At 62.1% G+C, this 17,797-nt stretch carries 19 protein-coding genes; 7 read left to right on the forward strand and 12 right to left on the reverse strand.

Annotated elements, in window-relative coordinates:
* Positions 1–14: 14 nt before the first annotated feature.
* From C9383_RS11515 to C9383_RS11530, 4 genes are read right to left on the reverse strand one after another with little or no spacing between them, the layout of a single operon-like run.
* Positions 15–1,160: a MalY/PatB family protein gene (locus tag C9383_RS11515; protein ID WP_090371294.1), complete on the reverse strand. Its 1,146-nt coding sequence runs from the start codon at positions 1,158–1,160 to the stop codon at positions 15–17.
* A gap of 58 nt (positions 1,161–1,218) precedes the next feature.
* Positions 1,219–1,812, reverse strand: a complete 594-nt coding sequence (locus C9383_RS11520) for an FMN-dependent NADH-azoreductase (protein WP_090371292.1) — start codon at positions 1,810–1,812, stop codon at positions 1,219–1,221.
* Entirely contained in the window at positions 1,809–2,249 is a 441-nt protein-coding gene (locus tag C9383_RS11525; RefSeq protein WP_090371290.1) for a GNAT family N-acetyltransferase, read from the reverse strand. The genes C9383_RS11520 and C9383_RS11525 overlap by 4 nt, the downstream gene beginning before the upstream one ends.
* Positions 2,242–2,718, reverse strand: coding sequence for a carboxymuconolactone decarboxylase family protein (locus C9383_RS11530; RefSeq protein WP_090371288.1), 477 nt, complete (start codon positions 2,716–2,718; stop codon positions 2,242–2,244). Before C9383_RS11530 ends, C9383_RS11525 begins: the two co-directional genes overlap by 8 nt.
* A 131-nt stretch (positions 2,719–2,849) precedes the next feature.
* Here C9383_RS11530 and pdxR point away from each other — a divergent pair, with 131 nt between their 5' ends.
* A complete protein-coding gene (gene pdxR / locus C9383_RS11535) occupies positions 2,850–4,235 on the forward strand; it encodes a MocR-like pyridoxine biosynthesis transcription factor PdxR (RefSeq protein ID WP_090371286.1) in 1,386 nt (461 codons plus the stop codon).
* A gap of 76 nt (positions 4,236–4,311) precedes the next feature.
* The gene (gene ggt, locus C9383_RS11540) at positions 4,312–6,036 is read left to right on the forward strand and encodes a gamma-glutamyltransferase (RefSeq protein ID WP_090371284.1); all 1,725 of its coding nucleotides are present in this window, start codon (positions 4,312–4,314) and stop codon (positions 6,034–6,036) included.
* 387 nt (positions 6,037–6,423) lie between these two features.
* On the opposite strand, the gene C9383_RS11545 is transcribed toward ggt, so the two are convergent.
* The 4 genes from C9383_RS11545 to C9383_RS28010 form a co-directional block, all read right to left on the reverse strand.
* Entirely contained in the window at positions 6,424–6,942 is a 519-nt protein-coding gene (locus tag C9383_RS11545) for an AAA family ATPase (RefSeq protein WP_090371282.1), read from the reverse strand.
* Positions 6,939–7,502, reverse strand: coding sequence for a nicotinamide riboside transporter PnuC (pnuC, locus tag C9383_RS11550; RefSeq protein WP_060752793.1), 564 nt, complete (start codon positions 7,500–7,502; stop codon positions 6,939–6,941). The genes C9383_RS11545 and pnuC overlap by 4 nt, the downstream gene beginning before the upstream one ends.
* Before the next feature lie 159 nt (positions 7,503–7,661).
* Positions 7,662–9,296: a methyl-accepting chemotaxis protein gene (locus tag C9383_RS11555; RefSeq protein WP_060752794.1), complete on the reverse strand. Its 1,635-nt coding sequence runs from the start codon at positions 9,294–9,296 to the stop codon at positions 7,662–7,664.
* A complete protein-coding gene (locus C9383_RS28010; RefSeq protein ID WP_143038215.1) occupies positions 9,293–9,508 on the reverse strand; it encodes a hypothetical protein in 216 nt (71 codons plus the stop codon). Before C9383_RS28010 ends, C9383_RS11555 begins: the two co-directional genes overlap by 4 nt.
* Positions 9,509–9,524: 16 nt before the next feature.
* Here C9383_RS28010 and C9383_RS11560 point away from each other — a divergent pair, with 16 nt between their 5' ends.
* Together C9383_RS11560 and C9383_RS11565 are read left to right on the forward strand one after the other, a co-directional pair.
* Positions 9,525–10,355, forward strand: a complete 831-nt coding sequence (locus tag C9383_RS11560; RefSeq protein WP_060752795.1) for an undecaprenyl-diphosphate phosphatase — start codon at positions 9,525–9,527, stop codon at positions 10,353–10,355.
* The gene (locus C9383_RS11565) at positions 10,352–10,735 is read left to right on the forward strand and encodes a DUF1294 domain-containing protein (RefSeq protein ID WP_060752796.1); all 384 of its coding nucleotides are present in this window, start codon (positions 10,352–10,354) and stop codon (positions 10,733–10,735) included. The genes C9383_RS11560 and C9383_RS11565 overlap by 4 nt, the downstream gene beginning before the upstream one ends.
* Here the strand turns inward: C9383_RS11565 and C9383_RS11570 are convergent.
* The 3 genes from C9383_RS11570 to C9383_RS11580 are packed head-to-tail and all read right to left on the reverse strand — an operon-like array spanning position 10,724 to position 13,424.
* The gene (locus C9383_RS11570) at positions 10,724–11,080 is read right to left on the reverse strand and encodes an MmcQ/YjbR family DNA-binding protein (protein WP_090371280.1); all 357 of its coding nucleotides are present in this window, start codon (positions 11,078–11,080) and stop codon (positions 10,724–10,726) included. The genes C9383_RS11565 and C9383_RS11570 overlap by 12 nt on opposite strands.
* On the reverse strand, positions 11,077–11,985 hold the full coding sequence (locus C9383_RS11575) for a LysR substrate-binding domain-containing protein (RefSeq protein ID WP_060752900.1): 909 nt from the start codon (positions 11,983–11,985) through the stop codon (positions 11,077–11,079). The genes C9383_RS11570 and C9383_RS11575 overlap by 4 nt, the downstream gene beginning before the upstream one ends.
* Positions 11,986–12,044: 59 nt before the next feature.
* Positions 12,045–13,424: an NAD-dependent succinate-semialdehyde dehydrogenase gene (locus C9383_RS11580; RefSeq protein ID WP_090371278.1), complete on the reverse strand. Its 1,380-nt coding sequence runs from the start codon at positions 13,422–13,424 to the stop codon at positions 12,045–12,047.
* Positions 13,425–13,583: 159 nt separating this feature from the next.
* Between C9383_RS11580 and C9383_RS11585 the strand changes: the two genes are divergently transcribed.
* The 3 genes from C9383_RS11585 to C9383_RS11595 all read left to right on the forward strand — a co-directional run bounded on the left by C9383_RS11585 (position 13,584) and on the right by C9383_RS11595 (position 16,482).
* The gene (locus tag C9383_RS11585) at positions 13,584–14,510 is read left to right on the forward strand and encodes an AraC family transcriptional regulator (RefSeq protein WP_090371276.1); all 927 of its coding nucleotides are present in this window, start codon (positions 13,584–13,586) and stop codon (positions 14,508–14,510) included.
* 104 nt (positions 14,511–14,614) lie between these two features.
* On the forward strand, positions 14,615–15,226 hold the full coding sequence (locus C9383_RS11590; RefSeq protein ID WP_090371274.1) for an FMN-dependent NADH-azoreductase: 612 nt from the start codon (positions 14,615–14,617) through the stop codon (positions 15,224–15,226).
* A 206-nt stretch (positions 15,227–15,432) separates the two neighbouring features.
* Positions 15,433–16,482 carry an alpha/beta hydrolase family protein gene (locus C9383_RS11595; protein ID WP_090371272.1) on the forward strand — a complete coding sequence of 350 codons (1,050 nt, stop codon included), beginning with the start codon at positions 15,433–15,435 and terminating at the stop codon, positions 16,480–16,482.
* Here the strand turns inward: C9383_RS11595 and C9383_RS11600 are convergent.
* Entirely contained in the window at positions 16,476–17,651 is a 1,176-nt protein-coding gene (locus tag C9383_RS11600; RefSeq protein WP_090371270.1) for an MFS transporter, read from the reverse strand. The two genes, C9383_RS11595 and C9383_RS11600, sit on opposite strands and share 7 nt — an antisense overlap.
* Positions 17,652–17,797: the final 146 nt, after the last annotated feature.

Consider the following 17,797-nt stretch of genomic DNA (forward strand, 5'->3'; position numbering starts at 1 on the left):
AGGCGCTCTGCGTGTCAGCGATGACGCAGGGCGCGCTCCATGCGTTGCACGCCTTCTTCCAGCATCGACCGTGGGCAACCGAAGTTAAGGCGTACGAATTGTTGGCTGTCATCGCCGAATTCGATCCCCGCACTCAAGCCGACCTTGGCCTGTTCCAGGAAGAATTGCTGCGGGTCGTCCAGGCCCAGGGCGCTGCAATCCAGCCAGGCCAGGAAGGTGCCTTGCGGGGCATGCATCACCACGCCTGGCAGGCGGGTTTGCACGGCGTCGAGCAGGTAGTCACGGTTGGCTTCCAGGTACTTGACCAAGGCCTCCAGCCATTCTGCGCATTCGCTGTAGGCGGCGCGGGTGGCTTCCAGGCCCAGGGGGCTGACGCTGTCGACCATGCCGCAACGCGCGTTGTTGAAGCGTTCGCGGATCTCGGCGTTCTGCACCACGGCAAAACAGGTCTTCAGGCCGGCCACGTTGTAGGCTTTGCTCGCCGACATCAACGTGATGGTGCGCTGGGCAATCTCAGGGCTGAGGCTGGCGGTGGGGATGTGGCGGCGGCCGTCGAAGCACAGCTCGGCGTGGATTTCATCGCTGATGATCAACGCGCCATTTTCCAGGCAGGCGTTGGCCACGGCCAGCAGTTCTTCGCGGGGGAAGACTTTGCCGATCGGGTTATGCGGGTTGCTCAACAGCAGCGCGCCGGCACCGTCCAGTGCCTTTTGCAGGGTCGCCAGCGGGGTGAGGTATTCAGCGCCGACCCGTTCAAACGGTACTTCGATGCGTGGCAGGTTCCAGTGGCCGGGTGCCAGGCGAATCGGGCGGTAGTTCGGGGTCTGCAGCACCACCGCCTGGCCCGGTTGCACAAAGGCGTGCAGCGCCATATTGAAGCCGGGTTCGACGCCGGGCAGGAACAGCAACTCCTCCGGCTGCACCCGCCAGGCGTACTTGGCCCACAGGTCGGCCACGATGGCTTCGCGCACATCCGGGCCGGCCACGCTGTAGCCCAGAACCTGCTGGTCCAGGCGCTGGTGCAAGGTGTGCAGCACGGCCGGTGGTGCGGCGATATCCATGTCGGCGATCCACATCGGCAACACGTCAGGCGGGTAACGGTTCCACTTGGTGCTGCCGGTGCCGAGGCGTGGGTGGATCGTGTCGAAATCAAAGCTCATGGGCGGCTCGTATCAGGAAGGCGGGCAAACAATGGCGCCGATTCTAGCGCCATTAATTTTATAGGCCAGTGCTGATTGCCGCAGACAGTTGTTGGTGGGCCTGTTCCAGGGAGTGATTGACCGCTGCTTCACCGCGCACCATGGCCGGCAGGTAGGCAAAGTCCACCGAGCGAATGCCGATCGTCGCCAGGACGGTGGTCAGGTACGGCGTGAGAAAGTCCGGCTCGTGGCCTTTGCGCGCATTGCCGGAGCTGACCAGCACAAAGGTGCGCCGGTCGTGCAACAGGCCGACCTTTTCAAACTGCGGGCTGACCGTGAAGCTGCGATGGATGCGCACCACATGGTCGATCCAGGCCTTGAGCGCTGCCGGCACGGTGAAGTTGTGTACCGGGGTGCACAGGATCAGCAGGTCGCAGGCTTCCAGTTCAACAATCAGCTGTTCCGACACTGCCGTCGCGTCGCCATTCAGGCCACCAGGCGTGGTCAGGGCATCAGCGTATTCGCGGGTCAGCGGCGGCAACGCCTGGCCGCCGTAGTCGCGTTCGGTGACCTCGGCCTGCGGCAGCAGGTCGCGCAGCAGGGCGCGGCCCAGTTTGAAGCCGTGTGCGGCTTTGCCATGGGGGCTGAAGCTGAGTAACAGGGCACGGGTCATGGGTTCAGATCCTGGGAGAAGTGCATGCCAAGCGGTAACAGGCCCTGGCGGAAGTAGAAGCGCTGGGCCAGGGCCATGTGCATGCCGGTGTCCAATACCAGGTAACGATAACCGCGTGCGCGGGTTTCTTCGCGCACGCGGTCCAGCAATTGTTCGCCGAGGCGACGACGTTGCAAGGCCGCATCGACGACCAGATCGTCGACATAGATGAAGCGGCCATACAAGGTGTTTTCCGTCAGCCGGTAACCGATCAGGCCGATCACCTTACCTTGTTCTCGGGCGGCCAGCAGGTGGTAGCCGTTCTGCTGTTGGCGTTGGACCTGCTCGGCAAAGGTGACGGCATCCTTCAGGTGCGGGCGCAGTTGCTGCATTACCGCAAAGCTTGCGATGCAGTCGGCTTCAGTCTGCATCGGCACAAATTCGACCTGTTCATTCATGATCTTGATTCACCCGATGGGCTTTGACGGCGGCCGGCACCTTGCGAAAGCTGATGGCGACGCGGTTCAAGGCGTTCATCAGGGCGATCGCCAGGGTCAGGTCGGCCACTTCCTTGTCATTGAACAGCGCCGAGACCCTGGTGTAATCGGCGTCCGGCACCTGGGTCTGCGCCACCTGGGTGACCACCTCGGCCCAGGCCAGGGCCGCACATTCACGCGGCGTGAACAGCGGTGAGGCCTCATGCCAGGCGGCGACCAGCATCAGCTTCTCCAGATCGATGCCCTGTTTGAGCAGGTCGCGGGAGTGGGAGTCCAGGCAATAGGCACAGCCGTTGAGTTGGGAAACCCGCAGGTACACCAGGTCAATCAACTCTTTCTCCAGGCCGCAGCCGTGGATGTAGCGGTGCACTGAACCGAGGGCACTGTAGCCCGCAGGAGCGGCTTGGGCGTAATCGAGTCGGTGTTTCATGGGCGATCCTGTGTGGGGTAAGTGATGCGTCATTTTCAGTGGCTGACGGATCGCTCGACAGGGGCATGATTGGACAAGTGGGTTGGGACATGATCAGACTTCGCCGTGTATCCCTGTCGAGCCCGCCCGTGATGTCAGCCTTGCCCAAGTACCAGGAAATCTACCGGCGTTTTCGCTTGGCCATTGACCAGGGCCAGTTCGGCCCCGGTGACCGCGTGCCGTCCGTGCGCAGCTTGGCGCTGGAGCTCAAGGTGGCGCGGGGCACGGTGGAGACGGCCTATCAACTGCTGGTCAGCGAAGGTTTTTTTGAGGCCCGCGGTCAGGCGGGCACGGTGATAGCCGCGTCGCTGCCGACGGTGTCGGTCAAGCCGTTGCCGGTGGTTGAGCCTGTGGTACGCAGCCCCCTGGCCTTGCAGATGGGCCTGCCGGCCCTCGATGCCTTCCCGCGTAAGCTGTGGGCGCGGCTGGTGACCCAACAAGTGCGCCGCACCGATGCCGACAGCCTGGCGATGGGCGACGTGCGCGGCGCCCAGGCGCTGCGTGTGGCCATCGCCAACTACCTGGCGTTGTACCGCGGCGTGCAGTGCGCGCCACAGCAGGTATTTGTCTGCGCCGGTTATGCCGGATGCCTGACGCTGCTGTGCGATGCGCTGCAGATGGCAGGGCAACGCTGCTGGTTCGAAGACCCTGGCTACTTGCATGGGCGCCAACTGTTGACCCATTGCGGCGTGGAATTGGTGCCGGTGCCGGTCGACCGTGATGGCCTGGACGTAGCGCAGGGCATTCGACGCGACATGCAGGCGCGGCTGGCAGTGGTCACCCCGGCGCATCAAAGCCCGTTGGGTGTGGCTTTGAGCCGGGAGCGGCGGCAGGCCTTGCTGGCATGGGCCGGGGAGCAGGGCAGTTGGGTGGTCGAGGATGATTACGACAGTGAGTTTCGCTACCGGGGCCAACCGCTGGCGGCGCTCAAGAGCCAGGATCACGATGACCGGGTCATCCATGCCGGGAGTTTCAGCAAGATGCTGTTTCCCGGGCTGCGCCTTGGCTACCTGGTGGTGCCCACCGCCCTGGTGGCGACATTTGAGCGCAGTGCCCAGGCGTTGCAGCAGCGCAGCGCGCAGTTATTGCAACTGACCACGGCAGACTTCCTGGAGCAGGGACATTTCACCCGGCATCTGAAGAAGATGCGCCAGTTATATGCGCAGCGGCATGGGTTGCTGGTCAACGCGTTGGCAGTGCATTGCGCGGGTCTTTTGCGGGTGGATGAGCAAGCTGGGGGGATTAATCTGCTGGTGCGCCTGGAAGTGGCGGTATCAGACCAGGCCGTGGCTGAGGCGGCGAGCGCGGCGGGCCTGGCAGTACAGGCGCTGTCGGTGTGGACCCTGGGCGCACATCGCGAGCAGGGCTTGTTGATGGGGTTCACGAATGTCGCCACGGCGCAACAAGCGTCGGAGCTGGCCTTGTTGCTGCGCGGCGTGATCGAGTCGTCATCGTTCTGTGACCGACAAGTTCTGTAATAAAAACGCCATTGCGCTGGGGATTAAAACCGGGAAGGGCTATTTTGGTGCACCTCAATAACTAGAGTAGCCATGGATGAAATACCAACCCTTCAGCCGTACTTTGATTGCTACTGCACTGGTGTTGACCGTCAGCGGTGTGCAAGCTGCGTCCCAGGCTCCGGTGGCCGGTGAAAATGGCATGGTGGTCACCGCCCAGCATTTGGCCACTCATGTGGGCGTGGATGTACTCAAGGCCGGCGGCAACGCGGTGGATGCGGCCGTTGCGGTCGGCTATGCGCTGGCGGTGGTGTACCCGGCGGCGGGCAATCTCGGCGGCGGCGGTTTCATGACCGTGCAACTGGCCGACGGGCGCAAGACCTTCCTCGACTTCCGCGAAAAAGCCCCCCTGGCGGCGACCGCCGACATGTACCTGGACAAAGATGGCAAGGTCATCGACGGCCTCAGTGCCAAGGGCCATTTGGCGGTCGGGGTCCCCGGCACCGTGTCCGGCATGGAGCTGGCGCTGAGCAAATACGGGACCCTCAAGCGCGCCCAGGTGATTGCCCCGGCGATCAAACTGGCCGAAAACGGCTTCGAACTGGAGCAGGGGGATATCGACCTGCTGCACACGGCCACCGGTGAATTCGAAAAAGACCCGGACCTGCACGGGATCTTCCTGCACAACGGCCAGCCGATGCAGGTCGGCCAGAAGCTGGTGCAGAAAGACCTGGCCAAGACTCTCAAGGAAATTTCCGCCAAGGGCAGCGACGGTTTCTATAAAGGCTGGGTCGCCAAGGCGCTGGTGGATTCCAGCCAGGCCGGCAAGGGCATCATCACCCAGGCCGACCTGGACAAATACAAGACCCGTGAACTGGCGCCCATCGAGTGCGATTACCGGGGTTACCACGTCGTCTCGGCGCCGCCGCCAAGCTCGGGGGGCGTGGTGATCTGCCAGATCATGAACATCCTCGAAGGCTACCCGATGGCCGACCTCGGCTACCACTCGGCCCAGGGCCTGCACTACCAGATTGAAGCCATGCGCCACGCCTACGTGGACCGTAACAGCTACCTCGGCGACCCGGACTTCGTGAAGAACCCGATCGCCCACCTGCTGGACAAGGACTATGCCGCCAAGCTGCGTGCCGCCATCGACCCGCAGAAAGCCGGCGACTCCCAGGCGATCAAACCGGGCGTATCGCCCCATGAAGGCAACAACACCACGCACTATTCGATTGTCGACAAGTGGGGCAACGCGGTCTCGGTCACCTATACCCTCAACGACTGGTTTGGTGCCGGCGTGATGGCGAGCAAAACCGGGGTGATCCTCAACGATGAAATGGACGACTTCACCGTCAAGGTCGGCGTGCCGAACATGTACGGCCTGGTCCAGGGCGAAGCCAACGCCATCGCGCCGGGCAAGGCGCCGCTGTCGTCGATGAGCCCGACCATCGTGACCAAGGATGGCAAGGCGGTGATGGTGGTGGGCACGCCGGGTGGCAGCCGTATCATCACGGCCACCTTGCTGACCATTCTCAATGTCATCGACTACAAGATGAACATTCAGGAGGCGGTGGATGCGCCACGTTTCCACCAGCAGTGGATGCCGCCAGCCACCAACCTGGAACGGTTTGCCGTAAGCCCCGATACCCAGAAGATCCTGGAAAGCTGGGGCCATCAGTTTGCGGGCCCTCAGGATGCCAACCACTTGGCGGCGATTCTGGTCGGCGCGCCTTCACTGGAGGGTAAGCCGGTGGGTAATAACCGCTTCTATGGGGCGAATGATCCGCGTCGCAATACTGGCCTTTCACTGGGCTACTGATCACATCGCAACACCTGCCTGTTAGTGGGCTGTAGTGAGCGGGCTTGCCCCGCGCCGGGCGGCACAGCCGCCCCAACAGGGACGCCTCGGTTTTTCAGGAAGACTGCGGTGCCTGGATTGGGGCGGCTGCGCCGCCCCGCGCGGGGCAAGCCCTAATGCCGGTCAGTTAAGGCTTAACGCGGTCATTGTGGGAGGGGGCTTGCTCCCGATAGGCCGCGCAGCGGCCTCTGAAGGGCGCCCAAAAGTTGGACACCCATCCGACCTTTGGGGCGCACTTCACTAAAAAATGGGCCTGCTACGCAGTCCATCGGGAGCGAGCCCCCTCCCACAGGTTATCTATCGTCTGCTCTATCGCTTAACTGACAGGCATTAGGGCAAGCCCGCTCACTACAAGAGCTGTTTGACGGCTTTGAACGCGGCGAGTCGGCGTTCTTGCCAATTTCCCTGGATGACGACGAAGGGCTGTTGATGCGCTTGCATCCACGCCAGGCTGTCCTGGAAAAATGCCCGTCGATCCGCCAGCTCGGGTTGGCAGCGTTGCCCGTCGGCGGTCCATTCCACATGCTCGGGTGAGAGCAGCAGGTGCAAGTCGTAGTGCCGGGCCAGCAGCTCAGTGTCGAGCCATGCCGGGTAGTCGCCGAACAGGGTCTGGCTCCACAACCGGTTGGTCAGCAAGTGGGTGTCGAGGATCAGCAAGTCGGGCTGTCGGGCGCGGGCGGCGTCTTCCCAGGCCAGTTGGCCGCGGGCAATGGCGGGAATATCGGCCAGGGTCGTGTCGCGCTGGTGATGGTCGATGAAATCGCGCACGTATTCGCCCACCATCAGCCCGCCAAAATGGGCTTGCAGCTCGGCGGCCAGCCAGCTTTTGCCACTGGATTCGGGGCCTGCCAATACCACCACCTTCATGCGTGCAACGCCGGGTCGGCGCGCCATTCACGCCAGCCTTGCACGGCGATCACGGTGAACAGCGCATAAAGCGCGGCGGTGAGGTACAGGCCTTTGTAGAGGAACAGGCCGACAAAGATCACGTCCACGGCGATCCACAAGGGCCAGCATTGCACGCGTTTCTGTGCCATCCACATTTGCGCCACCAGGCTGAAGCCGGTGAGGGCCGCGTCGAGCCAGGGTTGGGCGGCGTCGGTCCAGTGGGCCATGGCGGCGCCCAGCAACAGGCTGAACAGCGCACCGACCGCCAGGCTGGTCATGATCGCGGGCCAGCCCAGGCTGGTCACCTGGCGGCCTTGCTTGACCTCGCCGGCGCGGGTCCATTGCCACCAGCCGTAGAGTTGCAGGGCGGCGTAGACCACCTGCAGCAGCATGTCGGAATAGAGCTTCACATCGAAGAATACCCAGGTGTAGAGCAGCACCATCACCAAGCCGATGGGCCAGCACCAGGGGTTTTGCTTGACCGTCAGCCAGACAGCGATCACCCCCAGGGCGGCGGCGAACAATTCAAGCCCGGACATGGCGGTTCCTTGGGAGAGTCGAAGAGGGCGGGGATTGTAACGTCAAAATGAACACCGACCAATGTGGGGGGCTCGCTCCCAATAGCGGTTCACCGGTCACTGCTTTTCAGCTGACCCACCGCCATCGGGAGCAAGCCCCCTCCCACAGGTTGAAACGAGCTAGACCTTGAACTGGCGCAGCAGGCCGTCGAGTTGTTCGCTCAAGGCGCGCAAATGTTCGCTGGCCGCGCTGGACTGTTGCGCCGCCAATGCGGTGCTGTGGGACAAGCCGGCCGCCTCGGTGACGTTCTGGTTGATGTCTTCCACGACATGCGCCTGCTGCAGGGTAGCGCTGGCGATTGAAGCGTTCAGCCCGTTGAGGTTGTGCAGCGCCTGGCCGATCGCCGTGAGGCTGGCCCCGGCCTGGCCGGCTTGTTCAATCGTCAGTTGCGAGGCGCTGTGGCTGTCGCTGATAACCTTGACCGCCGCTTCCGAATGGCCTTGCAGACGCTCGATCATGACCTGGATCTCAGCGGTGGATTTCTGCGTACGCTGGGCCAGCAGGCGGACTTCATCGGCCACCACCGCAAAGCCTCGGCCTTGCTCGCCGGCACGCGCGGCTTCAATGGCCGCGTTGAGTGCCAGCAGGTTGGTCTGGTCGGCGATGGAGCGGATCACCTCGAGCACGCTACCGATCTGCGTGCTTTCGCTGGACAGCGTGCGGATCACTTCGACGGCCTGGCCGATGGTGCCGGAGAGTTGGTCGATCTGTTGCAGGCTGCCGTCGATATTCACCTGGCCCTGTTGTGCCTGCGCCTGCGCATCGCGCATTTCGCTGGCGGCGTGCTCGGCGTTTTTCGCCACATCCTGCACGCCATAGGTGACTTCGTTGATGGCGGTCGCCACCAGTTCCATCTGCTGCGACTGTTGCTGGCTGCGGTCATGGGCCTGGCTGGCATTGGTGCCAAGCTCTATGGACGACTGGCCCAGGGCGTTGGCGCACGCCTGCAGTTGGCCGACCACCTGGCTCAGTTTTCGCGTGAAAGCATTGAAGTGCTGGGACAGTTGGGTGACTTCGTCGCGCCCGTGGGTGTCGAGGCTGCGGGTCAGGTCGCTTTCGCCACTGGCGATATTGGCCATGGCGTTCACGGCCTGTTGCAACGGGTTCACGATGCTGCGGGCGATCAGCAGCACCAGCAGCGCCATCACCAGGGCGATCGCCAAGCAGATGAACGAGGCTTTCCACACCTGCACCTTGAATTCGGCCTGGACGTCATCCACGTAGACGCCGGAGCCAATGATCCAGCCCCACGGCTCGAACAGTTGGATATACGAGGTTTTCTCCACCGGGGCTTCGGCGCCGGGCTTCGGCCAGCGATAACTGACGATACCCGCACCCTTGGCCTTGGCCAGGCTCACGAACTCGTTGAACACCGCAAACCCGTCCGGGTCGCGAATCGCCGACAGGTTCTGGCCATCCAGCTTGGGGTTGGCCGGGTGCATGATCATCACGGGCGTGAGGTCGTTGATCCAGAAATAATCATCGTGGTCATAACGCAACCCGCGCACCGCGCTCAGGGCTTGCTGCTGCGCCGCTTCGCGGGTCAGCACGCCGGTTTTTTCAAGATTCTGGTAATACGCCAGCACGCCGCTGGCGGTCTGGACCACATGCTCGGTCTGTTGGCGCTTGGCCTGGTAGAGATCGCCATGGATCTGCTTGAGCATCAGCAGGCCCAAGGTCAGCAGCATCAGCACGGCGACTATCAGGATCAGCCAGAGACGGCGGCTGATCGACATGTTGCGCAAACTGTTCATCGTCCTGTCACTCCATGCTTTTTATAGTTGTAGCGCTGCTTCGCCATTTCCGGCGTGTCTGATAGGCTTTCGGCGCGTAATCGGAAAACCTGAGTACTGCCTGATTTTTCACGCAATTTTTGCAGCCCGGCGTGGATGATCCAACGCTTGGCCGCAAGCTCACTCAACATCATTGAATCACTGGAAAAGACAACGGGGTGTGCCTCGCGCATGACCTTTGGGGGAAATATGGATTTTTGGACCGCCATACAGGCATTGATACTGGGCGTGGTGGAGGGGCTGACGGAGTTCCTGCCGATCTCCAGCACCGGTCACCAGATTATCGTAGCCGACCTGATCGGTTTTGGTGGCGAGCGTTTTGAGGCGTTCAACATCATCATTCAGTTGGGCGCGATCCTGGCGGTAGTGTGGGAGTTCCGGCGCAAGATCCTGGACGTGGTGATCGGTTTGCCGACGCAGCGCAATGCCCAGCGCTTTACCGTCAACCTGATGATCGCTGTGCTGCCGGCCGTGGTGTTGGGGGTGATTTTCGCCGACCTGATCAAGCACTACCTGTTCAACCCGATCACCGTGGCCACCGCGCTGGTGATCGGCGGCGTGATCATGTTGTGGGCCGAACGTCGCCAGCATGCCGTGCATGCGCACAGTGTGGATGACATCACCTGGAAGGAAGCACTCAAGGTGGGCCTGGCCCAGTGCCTGGCGATGATCCCGGGCACGTCGCGTTCCGGTGCGACCATTATCGGCGGCCTGTTGTTCGGTTTGTCGCGCAAGACCGCTACCGAGTTCTCGTTCTTCCTGGCCATGCCGACCATGGTCGGTGCGGCGGTGTATTCGGGCTACAAGTACCGTCACCTGTTCCAGCCGGATGACCTGCCGGTATTCGCGATTGGTTTCGTCACCTCGTTCATCTTCGCGATGATCGCGGTCAAGGCGTTGCTCAAGTTCATCGCCAGCCACAGCTATGCGGCTTTTGCCTGGTACCGGATCGCATTCGGCCTGGTGATCCTGGCGACCTGGCAGTTCGGTTGGATCGACTGGTCCGCGGTCAAGCCATGAGCCTGCAGCACCCGCGCTTGAAGGCGGCGATCTTTGCACTGCTGTGCGCCGCGCCGTTGTTGGGAGCGGCGCTGCTGGGGTATCGCGGCGAGACCCTGATCCCGCTGGTCGCCTATGGGGTGGTCAGCGTGGTGGCGTTTTTCCTGTACTGGAGCGACAAGCGCAAGGCGCAAACCGATGCGCGCCGCATCCCGGAAAACATCCTGCACGCTGTCGAGCTGGCAGGCGGTTGGCCGGGCGCGTTGATCGCCCAGCAGGTGTTTCGCCACAAGACCCGCAAAGTGTCCTATCAGGTGCTGTTCTGGGTGATCGTGCTGTTGCACCAGGTGTTCTGGCTGGACCAGCTGTTCCTGGGCGGTACCTTGTTGTCAGTCCTCTAGCCGCAGCCCGACCTGCGTGCGCTTGGGCAGTTTGCTGACCACCAGTTGGTGGGAACGTTGCAACAAGCCACGCAGTTCATCAGCGCCCAGCGGGTAGGGCGTATCCATGATGATCCACTGCGCGCGGGCCAGGTACGGCGCCGGGTGGATACCCGGGCGATCGACATGGCCCAGGAACAAATCCTTGTCGACCTTGAAGGCCAGCGACGCACCCCGCAGGTTTTGCACGGCGAACATCTTGTTGCCGGCGATCGAGAACACCCGCACGCCACCCCATTTATAGTCTTCCCGTGCTCCGGGCAGGCCCAGGCAAAACCTCGCGACTTGTTCTTCGTTCATCTTCATAGCAGTCGGTCTCCGCAACCTCTGAAGCCTTCTTCGAGGTAATCAATCCAGGCCCGAATGGCCGGCAGTACGCCACGCCGATGCGGGTACACCGCCTGCAACCAACCCCCAGGCAGCGACCACTCGGGCAGCAGTTGCACCAGGCGGCCGCTGGCCAGCTCCTCTTCGCAATACATCATCGGCAGTACGGTAAAACCCAGGCCCATGATGGCACTGGCCTTGCGCACGACGAAGTCGTCGATGCCCAATCGAGCCTCCATCACCAGCTCGTGGGGCTGCCCTTGTGGGTCGAGAATGCGCTGATGCACCATGCGGTCCGCCTCGAGGGCGCCCAGTATCGGCAGTTGCTTGAGGTCTTCAAGGGTGTTGATCTGCCTGCCCTGGATAAACGCCGGGCTGGCCACCAGCACCGTCTGGGCCTGGCGCAGGCGCTTGGTGACCAGCAGCGGGTCTTCATCGCCGTGTTCGCGCACGCGCAGAGCTACGTCGATACCTTCAGCCACCAGGTCGACACGGCGATTGACCAGGGTCATTTCCAGTTGTACCAGTGGGTGGGCGGCGAGAAATCCGGCGACCATGTCCGGCAGCATGTGCTGGGCCATGCCCACCGGGCAACTGACGCGCAGGCGGCCACGGGGTTCGCTGGACATGCTGGCCACGGCCTCATCGGCCATTTCCGCTTCGAGGAGCATGGCCTGGCAATGGCGCAGGTAGCGCTCACCCACGGCAGTGAGGGTCAGTTGCCGGGTGGTGCGCTGCAGCAGGCGCGCGCCCAGCCGTTCTTCCAGCTCGGCGATGCGCCGCGACAGGCGTGATTTGGGAATGCCCAGCACACGGCCTGCCGCCGCGAAACCGCCGGATTCGACGACTTTGGCGAAATAGTAAAGGTCGTTGAGGTCTTGCATGATCAACCTGTTGTCCTGTCAGTGGGACGAACTATCCGCGTCTGGTGCAGGCAAATCCACTAAAAATGTGCGCCTGCCATCAGCACATACTTCACATGCACATACTCTTCGATCCCGTAATAGCTGCCTTCGCGCCCGTAACCGGATTGCTTGATGCCGCCAAATGGCACCGACGCGGTGCCCACCGAACCGGAGTTCAAGATGACCATGCCGGCCTCAAGCCCGCTTGATAGTCGCAGTGAGCGACCCAATGCGCGGGTGTAGGCGTATGCCACCAGGCCGAATTCGGTCTGGTTGGCGCGCCTGATGGCTTCCTCTTCATCCTCGAACGCATAGATGGCGAAGACCGGGCCGAAAATTTCCTCGGTGGCCAGTGGTGAATCATCCTGCAACCCCGTCAAGATCGTGGGTTCGTAGAACAGGCCGCCCTTGGCGTGGGGCTTGCCACCCATCAGTACTTCGGCGCCGGCGGCCTTGGCCTGCTCCACCAGGTGCGCCACTTTGTCGAACCCCGCCTGGTTGACCAGCGGCCCGACCACAAACCCCTCGCGCAGGCCCTGATCCACTTCGATATCGGCCACCGCCGCCTGCACCCGCCGCAGGAACGTTTGCAGGATGCTGCGTTGCACAAAAATCCGGTTCGGCGAAATACACACCTGGCCGCAGTTGCGCAGTTTGGCGCTGACCAAGCCTTTGACCGCCTCATCCAGATTGGCGTCTTCGAACACGATAAACGGCGCGTTGCCGCCCAGTTCCAGGGTCATCTTCTTGACCGTCGCGGCGCATTGCGCGGCGAGCAGTTTGCCGACCGCGGTGGAGCCGGTGAACGAAATCTTGCGAATGCGCGGGTCGCCGGTGAGGATCAGGCCGATGGCCTTGGGATCGCCGACCACCACTTCCAGCACGCCTTCAGGGATGCCGGCCTTGCGTGCGTACTCCAGCAGTTTCAGCGCCGTCAGCGGGGTGTCTTCGGCGGGCTTGATCACCATGCTGCAGCCGGCGGCCAGGGCCGTGGCCACCTTGCGGGTGATCATCATGAACGGGAAGTTCCACGGGGTAATGGCGGCGACCGGGCCGACGGCTTCCTTGGTCACCACCACCTGGGCGTTGCGATCGTGGGTGGGCAGGGTGTCGCCGTAGACGCGTTTGGCTTCTTCGGCATACCACTCGATAAAGCCCAGGCCGTAGTCGATTTCACCACGGGCTTCGCTCAGGCATTTGCCGTTTTCGCGGCACAGCAGTTCGGCGAAGGCTTCCTTGTCGGCTTTAACGCTGTCATGCCAACGGCGCAGGATGTCGCTGCGTTCGCTCGCAAGCCTGGCTGACCAGGCAGGGAAGGCCGCGCAGACGCGGTCGAGCGCAGCCTTGACTTCGTCCGTGGAATGCGTGGCGACGCGACCGATTTCTTCTGCGGTGGCAGGGTTGTAGACGATGAGCATGGGGCAATCTCCGAGGGCTGAAAGGGCTGTTTCAGGCTACGCAAGGGAGTGCGTTGGGCGAATATCCATTCCAATGTGCTGATTGCCTATTCCTATGAGCGTGTAGCCAGGCCGCCGTTTGCGCAGTACCGTGCGGTTTTCCCCCAGGAGCCTCAGCCCATGGGCCGAACACAGAGAATCATCGAGCTGATGGGCCGCCTGGCGCCTGTCGAAGGCTATAACCTCAGCGTGCTGGATGACGTGCGCTTCCTGCGCTCCAACCGGCCGCTGCATCGGGTGCCGGTGCTGTATGACCCCGGCATCGTGATCGTTTGCCAAGGCTCCAAGCGCGGTTATCTGGGCGGTGAGATTTACCGGTATGACGCCCAGCACTATCTGGTGGTCTCGGTGCCGGTGCCGTTCACCATGGAAACCGAGGCCAGTGAAGAAGAACCGATGCTGGCGGTGTACCTGAGGCTGGACTTCACCCTGGCGGCACAATTGATGCTGGCGTTGGCGGACTTTCCCGCACTGCTGGAGGCCGAGCCCCGGGGCATGTACTCATCGCCCATGGATGACCCGCTGAGCGATTCATTACTGCGTTTTCTCGAAGCGATGAGCGCGCCGATGGACGCGAAAATCCTCGGCCCCATGCTGATGCGCGAGATCTACTACCGGATCCTCACCGGCGAGCAGGGCGGTTCGATGCGTGCGGCGCTCAATCGTCAGGGCCAGTTCGGCAAGGTGGCGCGGGCGATCCGCAAGATCCATGGGGGTTATCACCAGCACCTGGACGTGGCGGCGCTGGCGCAAGAGGCGATGATGAGCGTGCCGAGTTTTCACGCGCACTTTCGCACCGTGACCGACACGTCGCCGATGCAGTACCTCAAGTCCACACGCCTGCACCAGGCGCGGTTGTTGATGCTGCGCAGCGACATCACCGCCGCCACGGCCTGCGCCCAGGTCGGCTACGAAAGCGCCTCGCAATTCAGTCGTGAGTTCAAGCGCTTCTTCGGGCGCACGCCCCAGGAAGAGATCCAATGGATGAAGCGCACCTATGCATTGCCGGCGCCCACCTCGGCTTCAATTTACGTATCGTCCCATTAATAGGACGAACAATCGCATTTGTACCATCTAATCGAGTATTGGCTTCATGTGTAGGATTAACCTCACTTGGTCGCCCCACCGCGATCCTCACTTGGAGATTCCGCATGAAACTGTTGCATATCGATTCCAGCATCCTCGGCGACAACTCGGCCTCCCGTCAGCTCAGTGCTGCCGTGGTCAAGGCGTGGCAAGCGGCTGAACCCGGTGTGGAAGTGACTTACCGTGACCTGGCCAGCGAAGGGATCAACCATTTTTCCGGCGCCACCCTGGGTGCACTGGGCACACCTGACGATCAGCGCAGTGCCGCACAAAAGCAGGAAGCCGACCTCAGCGCTTCCACCCTGGCCGAGTTCCTGGCAGCCGATGCCATTGTCCTGGCGGCGCCGATGTACAACTTCACTATTCCGACCCAGTTGAAAGCCTGGATCGACCGTATCGCGGTGGCCGGCCAGACTTTCCGCTACACCGAAGCCGGCCCTGAAGGCCTGTGCGGCAACAAGAAAGTCATCATCGTGTCCACCTCGGGCGGCCTGCATGTCGGCCAGGCCACGGGTGTTGCTCACGAAGACTATCTGAAAGTGCTGCTGGGCTTCCTGGGCATCACTGACATTGAATTCGTTCGCGCCCACGGCCTGGCCTACGGTGACGAGTTCCGGACCAAGTCCCTGAACGACGCCAACGTAGTCATCAACGAACAATTGTTCGCCGCCGCGTAAGGCTTGTGTAAATTTGCCGCTTGCTCGGTTTCAATCTGAATCCGGGCGCCTAAACTCTGTACTCTGATCGTGCGAAAACGATGGAGTACGGAGTTTTTTCGTTTTGCCGATGTCACTCATTTGGCCCAGGTTATGCATTCGTGGGTTTATCACCTGGACTTTTAATTCGACATGTCGGTTCTCATGCAGCAAAGGTGGACATCCCCATGATGCGTCTTTGTGCTGTTTTGGTTCTTTCTCTGCTCGGCGGCCTGGTTTCAGTGCACGCCGCGCCTGCACCGCACCCGCATTGGAGTGTGGGCTTTCATCGCATGACGTTTCTCGACCCGCTGGATTCGCAGCCGATGAAGGCTATCGCGTTCTATCCCTCCAGCGGCCCAGCCCTGGGCGTTGAACATATCACTCGGTTGGGGCCGTATGACGTTGCCGCCACTGAGGACGCGCGGGTCGCCATCGGCCGTTTCCCGATGCTGATGCTGTCCCATGGCAATACCGGTACACCGCTGGCCCTGCATGACCTCGCCACGTCTCTGGCGCGCAAAGGTTTTGTGGTGGTGGCGGTGCTGCATCCCGGCGACAACTACAAGGATCACAGCCGGCTGGGCACCGTGAGCAATTTGTATGGCCGGCCTATCCAGATTTCTGCGGCGATTACGGCGACCTTGAATGAACCGATGCTGTCGCCGTTCGTCAATGTCGATCAGGTGGGTGTCATCGGTTACTCGGCCGGGGGCGAGACGGCGTTGATCCTCGCCGGTGCCAAGCCCGACTTCGATCGCCTGCGTCGCTATTGCCAGGAGCGTCCGGAGGACCGTGATGCCTGCACCACCAAAGGAGAGCTGGTGGTGGACCGTGACGACCTGCAACCGCAAGCCGACCCGCGTATCCATGCGTTAATGCTGATGGCCCCGCTGAGCCTGATGTTTGGCCGCCACACGCTGGCGGACGTGCATGTGCCGGTGCTGCTCTATAGCGGCGATGGCGACAAACTGGTGGCCGTGGACAAGAATGCTGCCGCCCTGGCGCGCAAACTGCCGCAACCACCGGATTTCAAACTATTGGCCGGGGCAGGGCACTTCGTCTTCATGGCGCCGTGCGACAGTGATCAACAGATGGCGATGCCGGCCGTCTGCACCGATGCGGATGGCGTCGACCGCGAAGGGATTCACCGCAACCTGATTTCCGAGGCGGGACGCTTTTTCACGAACACCCTTGGCCAGGCGACCCGCGCCGGTTTGCAGACCGCCGATCAGTAGGCGCGGCGCTTGAGCTGCAAGGTCACGGCCAATGCCGTGATCGATAGCAGCGCGGCGCAGAAGAAGATCCAGCCGTAGCCAAGATTCAGCGCTACGGCCCCCATCAGCGGGCCGGCAATCGCCAGGGCCAGGTCAAAAAATACCGCATACGCGCTCAAGCCTGCGCCACGGCTGCTGTTGGGCACTTGCTTGATGGCTTCCACGCCCAGCGCCGGGTACACCAGCGACAAACCGAAACCGGTCAGCCCTGCGCCAATCAAGGCGACACCGGTGGACGGCGCCAGCCACAGCAGTGTCAGCCCCAGTGTCTCGATGGTCATGCAGGCGATGGCCGCCCGAAAGCCGCCGAAGCGGCTGATGGCGGAGATGAACACCAGGCGCGACAGGATAAAGCACACGCCAAACACGGTGAGACAGTAGGCCGCGCCCGCCCAGCCGCGGTTGAGGTAGTACAGGGTGATAAAGGTGGTGAGCGTGCCGTAGCCGATCGATGCCAGGCACAGGCTCGCGCCAAACGGTGCGATACGACCGAACACCGCCCAGAACGGTAACCGCTCGCCACGCACCACGGGCACTGAAGGTTTGTTGCGAATCAGCCAAAGCCCCAGCGCCGCCAGCACCGACAAGGCGACGCCCAGGCTGGCATAGCCATAATCGGCCACCATCACCACGCCCAACGGCGCACCGATAGCAATTGCGCCATAGGACGCGATCCCGTTCCAGGAAATCGAACGGGCCGTATGCTCGGCGCCTACTGCCCCCATGCACCAGCTGATGGTGCCCACGCCGATCAAACCTTGGGCCACGCCCAGCAACAGCCGGCCGGCGATCAGAATGCCCAGGCTCAGGGCGGGCATGCTCTGTACCCATGTGGCAACAAGCGTCAACACGCCACTGACGAAAATGCCGGCCAGCCCCAGCACAATGGCGCGTTTGGTGCCCACGTTATCCGACATACGCCCGGCCATGGGGCGGCTGAGCAGGGTGGCCAGGTACTGCGAGCCGATGGTGATACCGGCGACGACTGCGCTGAAGCCCAGTTGTTCATGCACATAGCCTGGGATCACCGCGATCGGCAGGCCGATGCAGATAAACGCGATAAAGGTGTAGAAGACGATGGAGACGATCTGCAAGGTGATCGACAGGGAGGAAGGGGCGGCGTCGGACATGGGCACTCGTTCGCGGGCGGGCGGTGAATGCATCATGGCAAGGGCCCGGGACAAAAGAAAGCACCCTATCTATTCTTCAGCCCTGCGATGAGCGGGCTCACCCCCAATAAAAAACGCCGAATTCTATCTGAAAGAATACGGCGCCT

Source organism: Pseudomonas palleroniana (assembly GCF_003031675.1).
Lineage (GTDB): Bacteria > Pseudomonadota > Gammaproteobacteria > Pseudomonadales > Pseudomonadaceae > Aquipseudomonas > Aquipseudomonas palleroniana.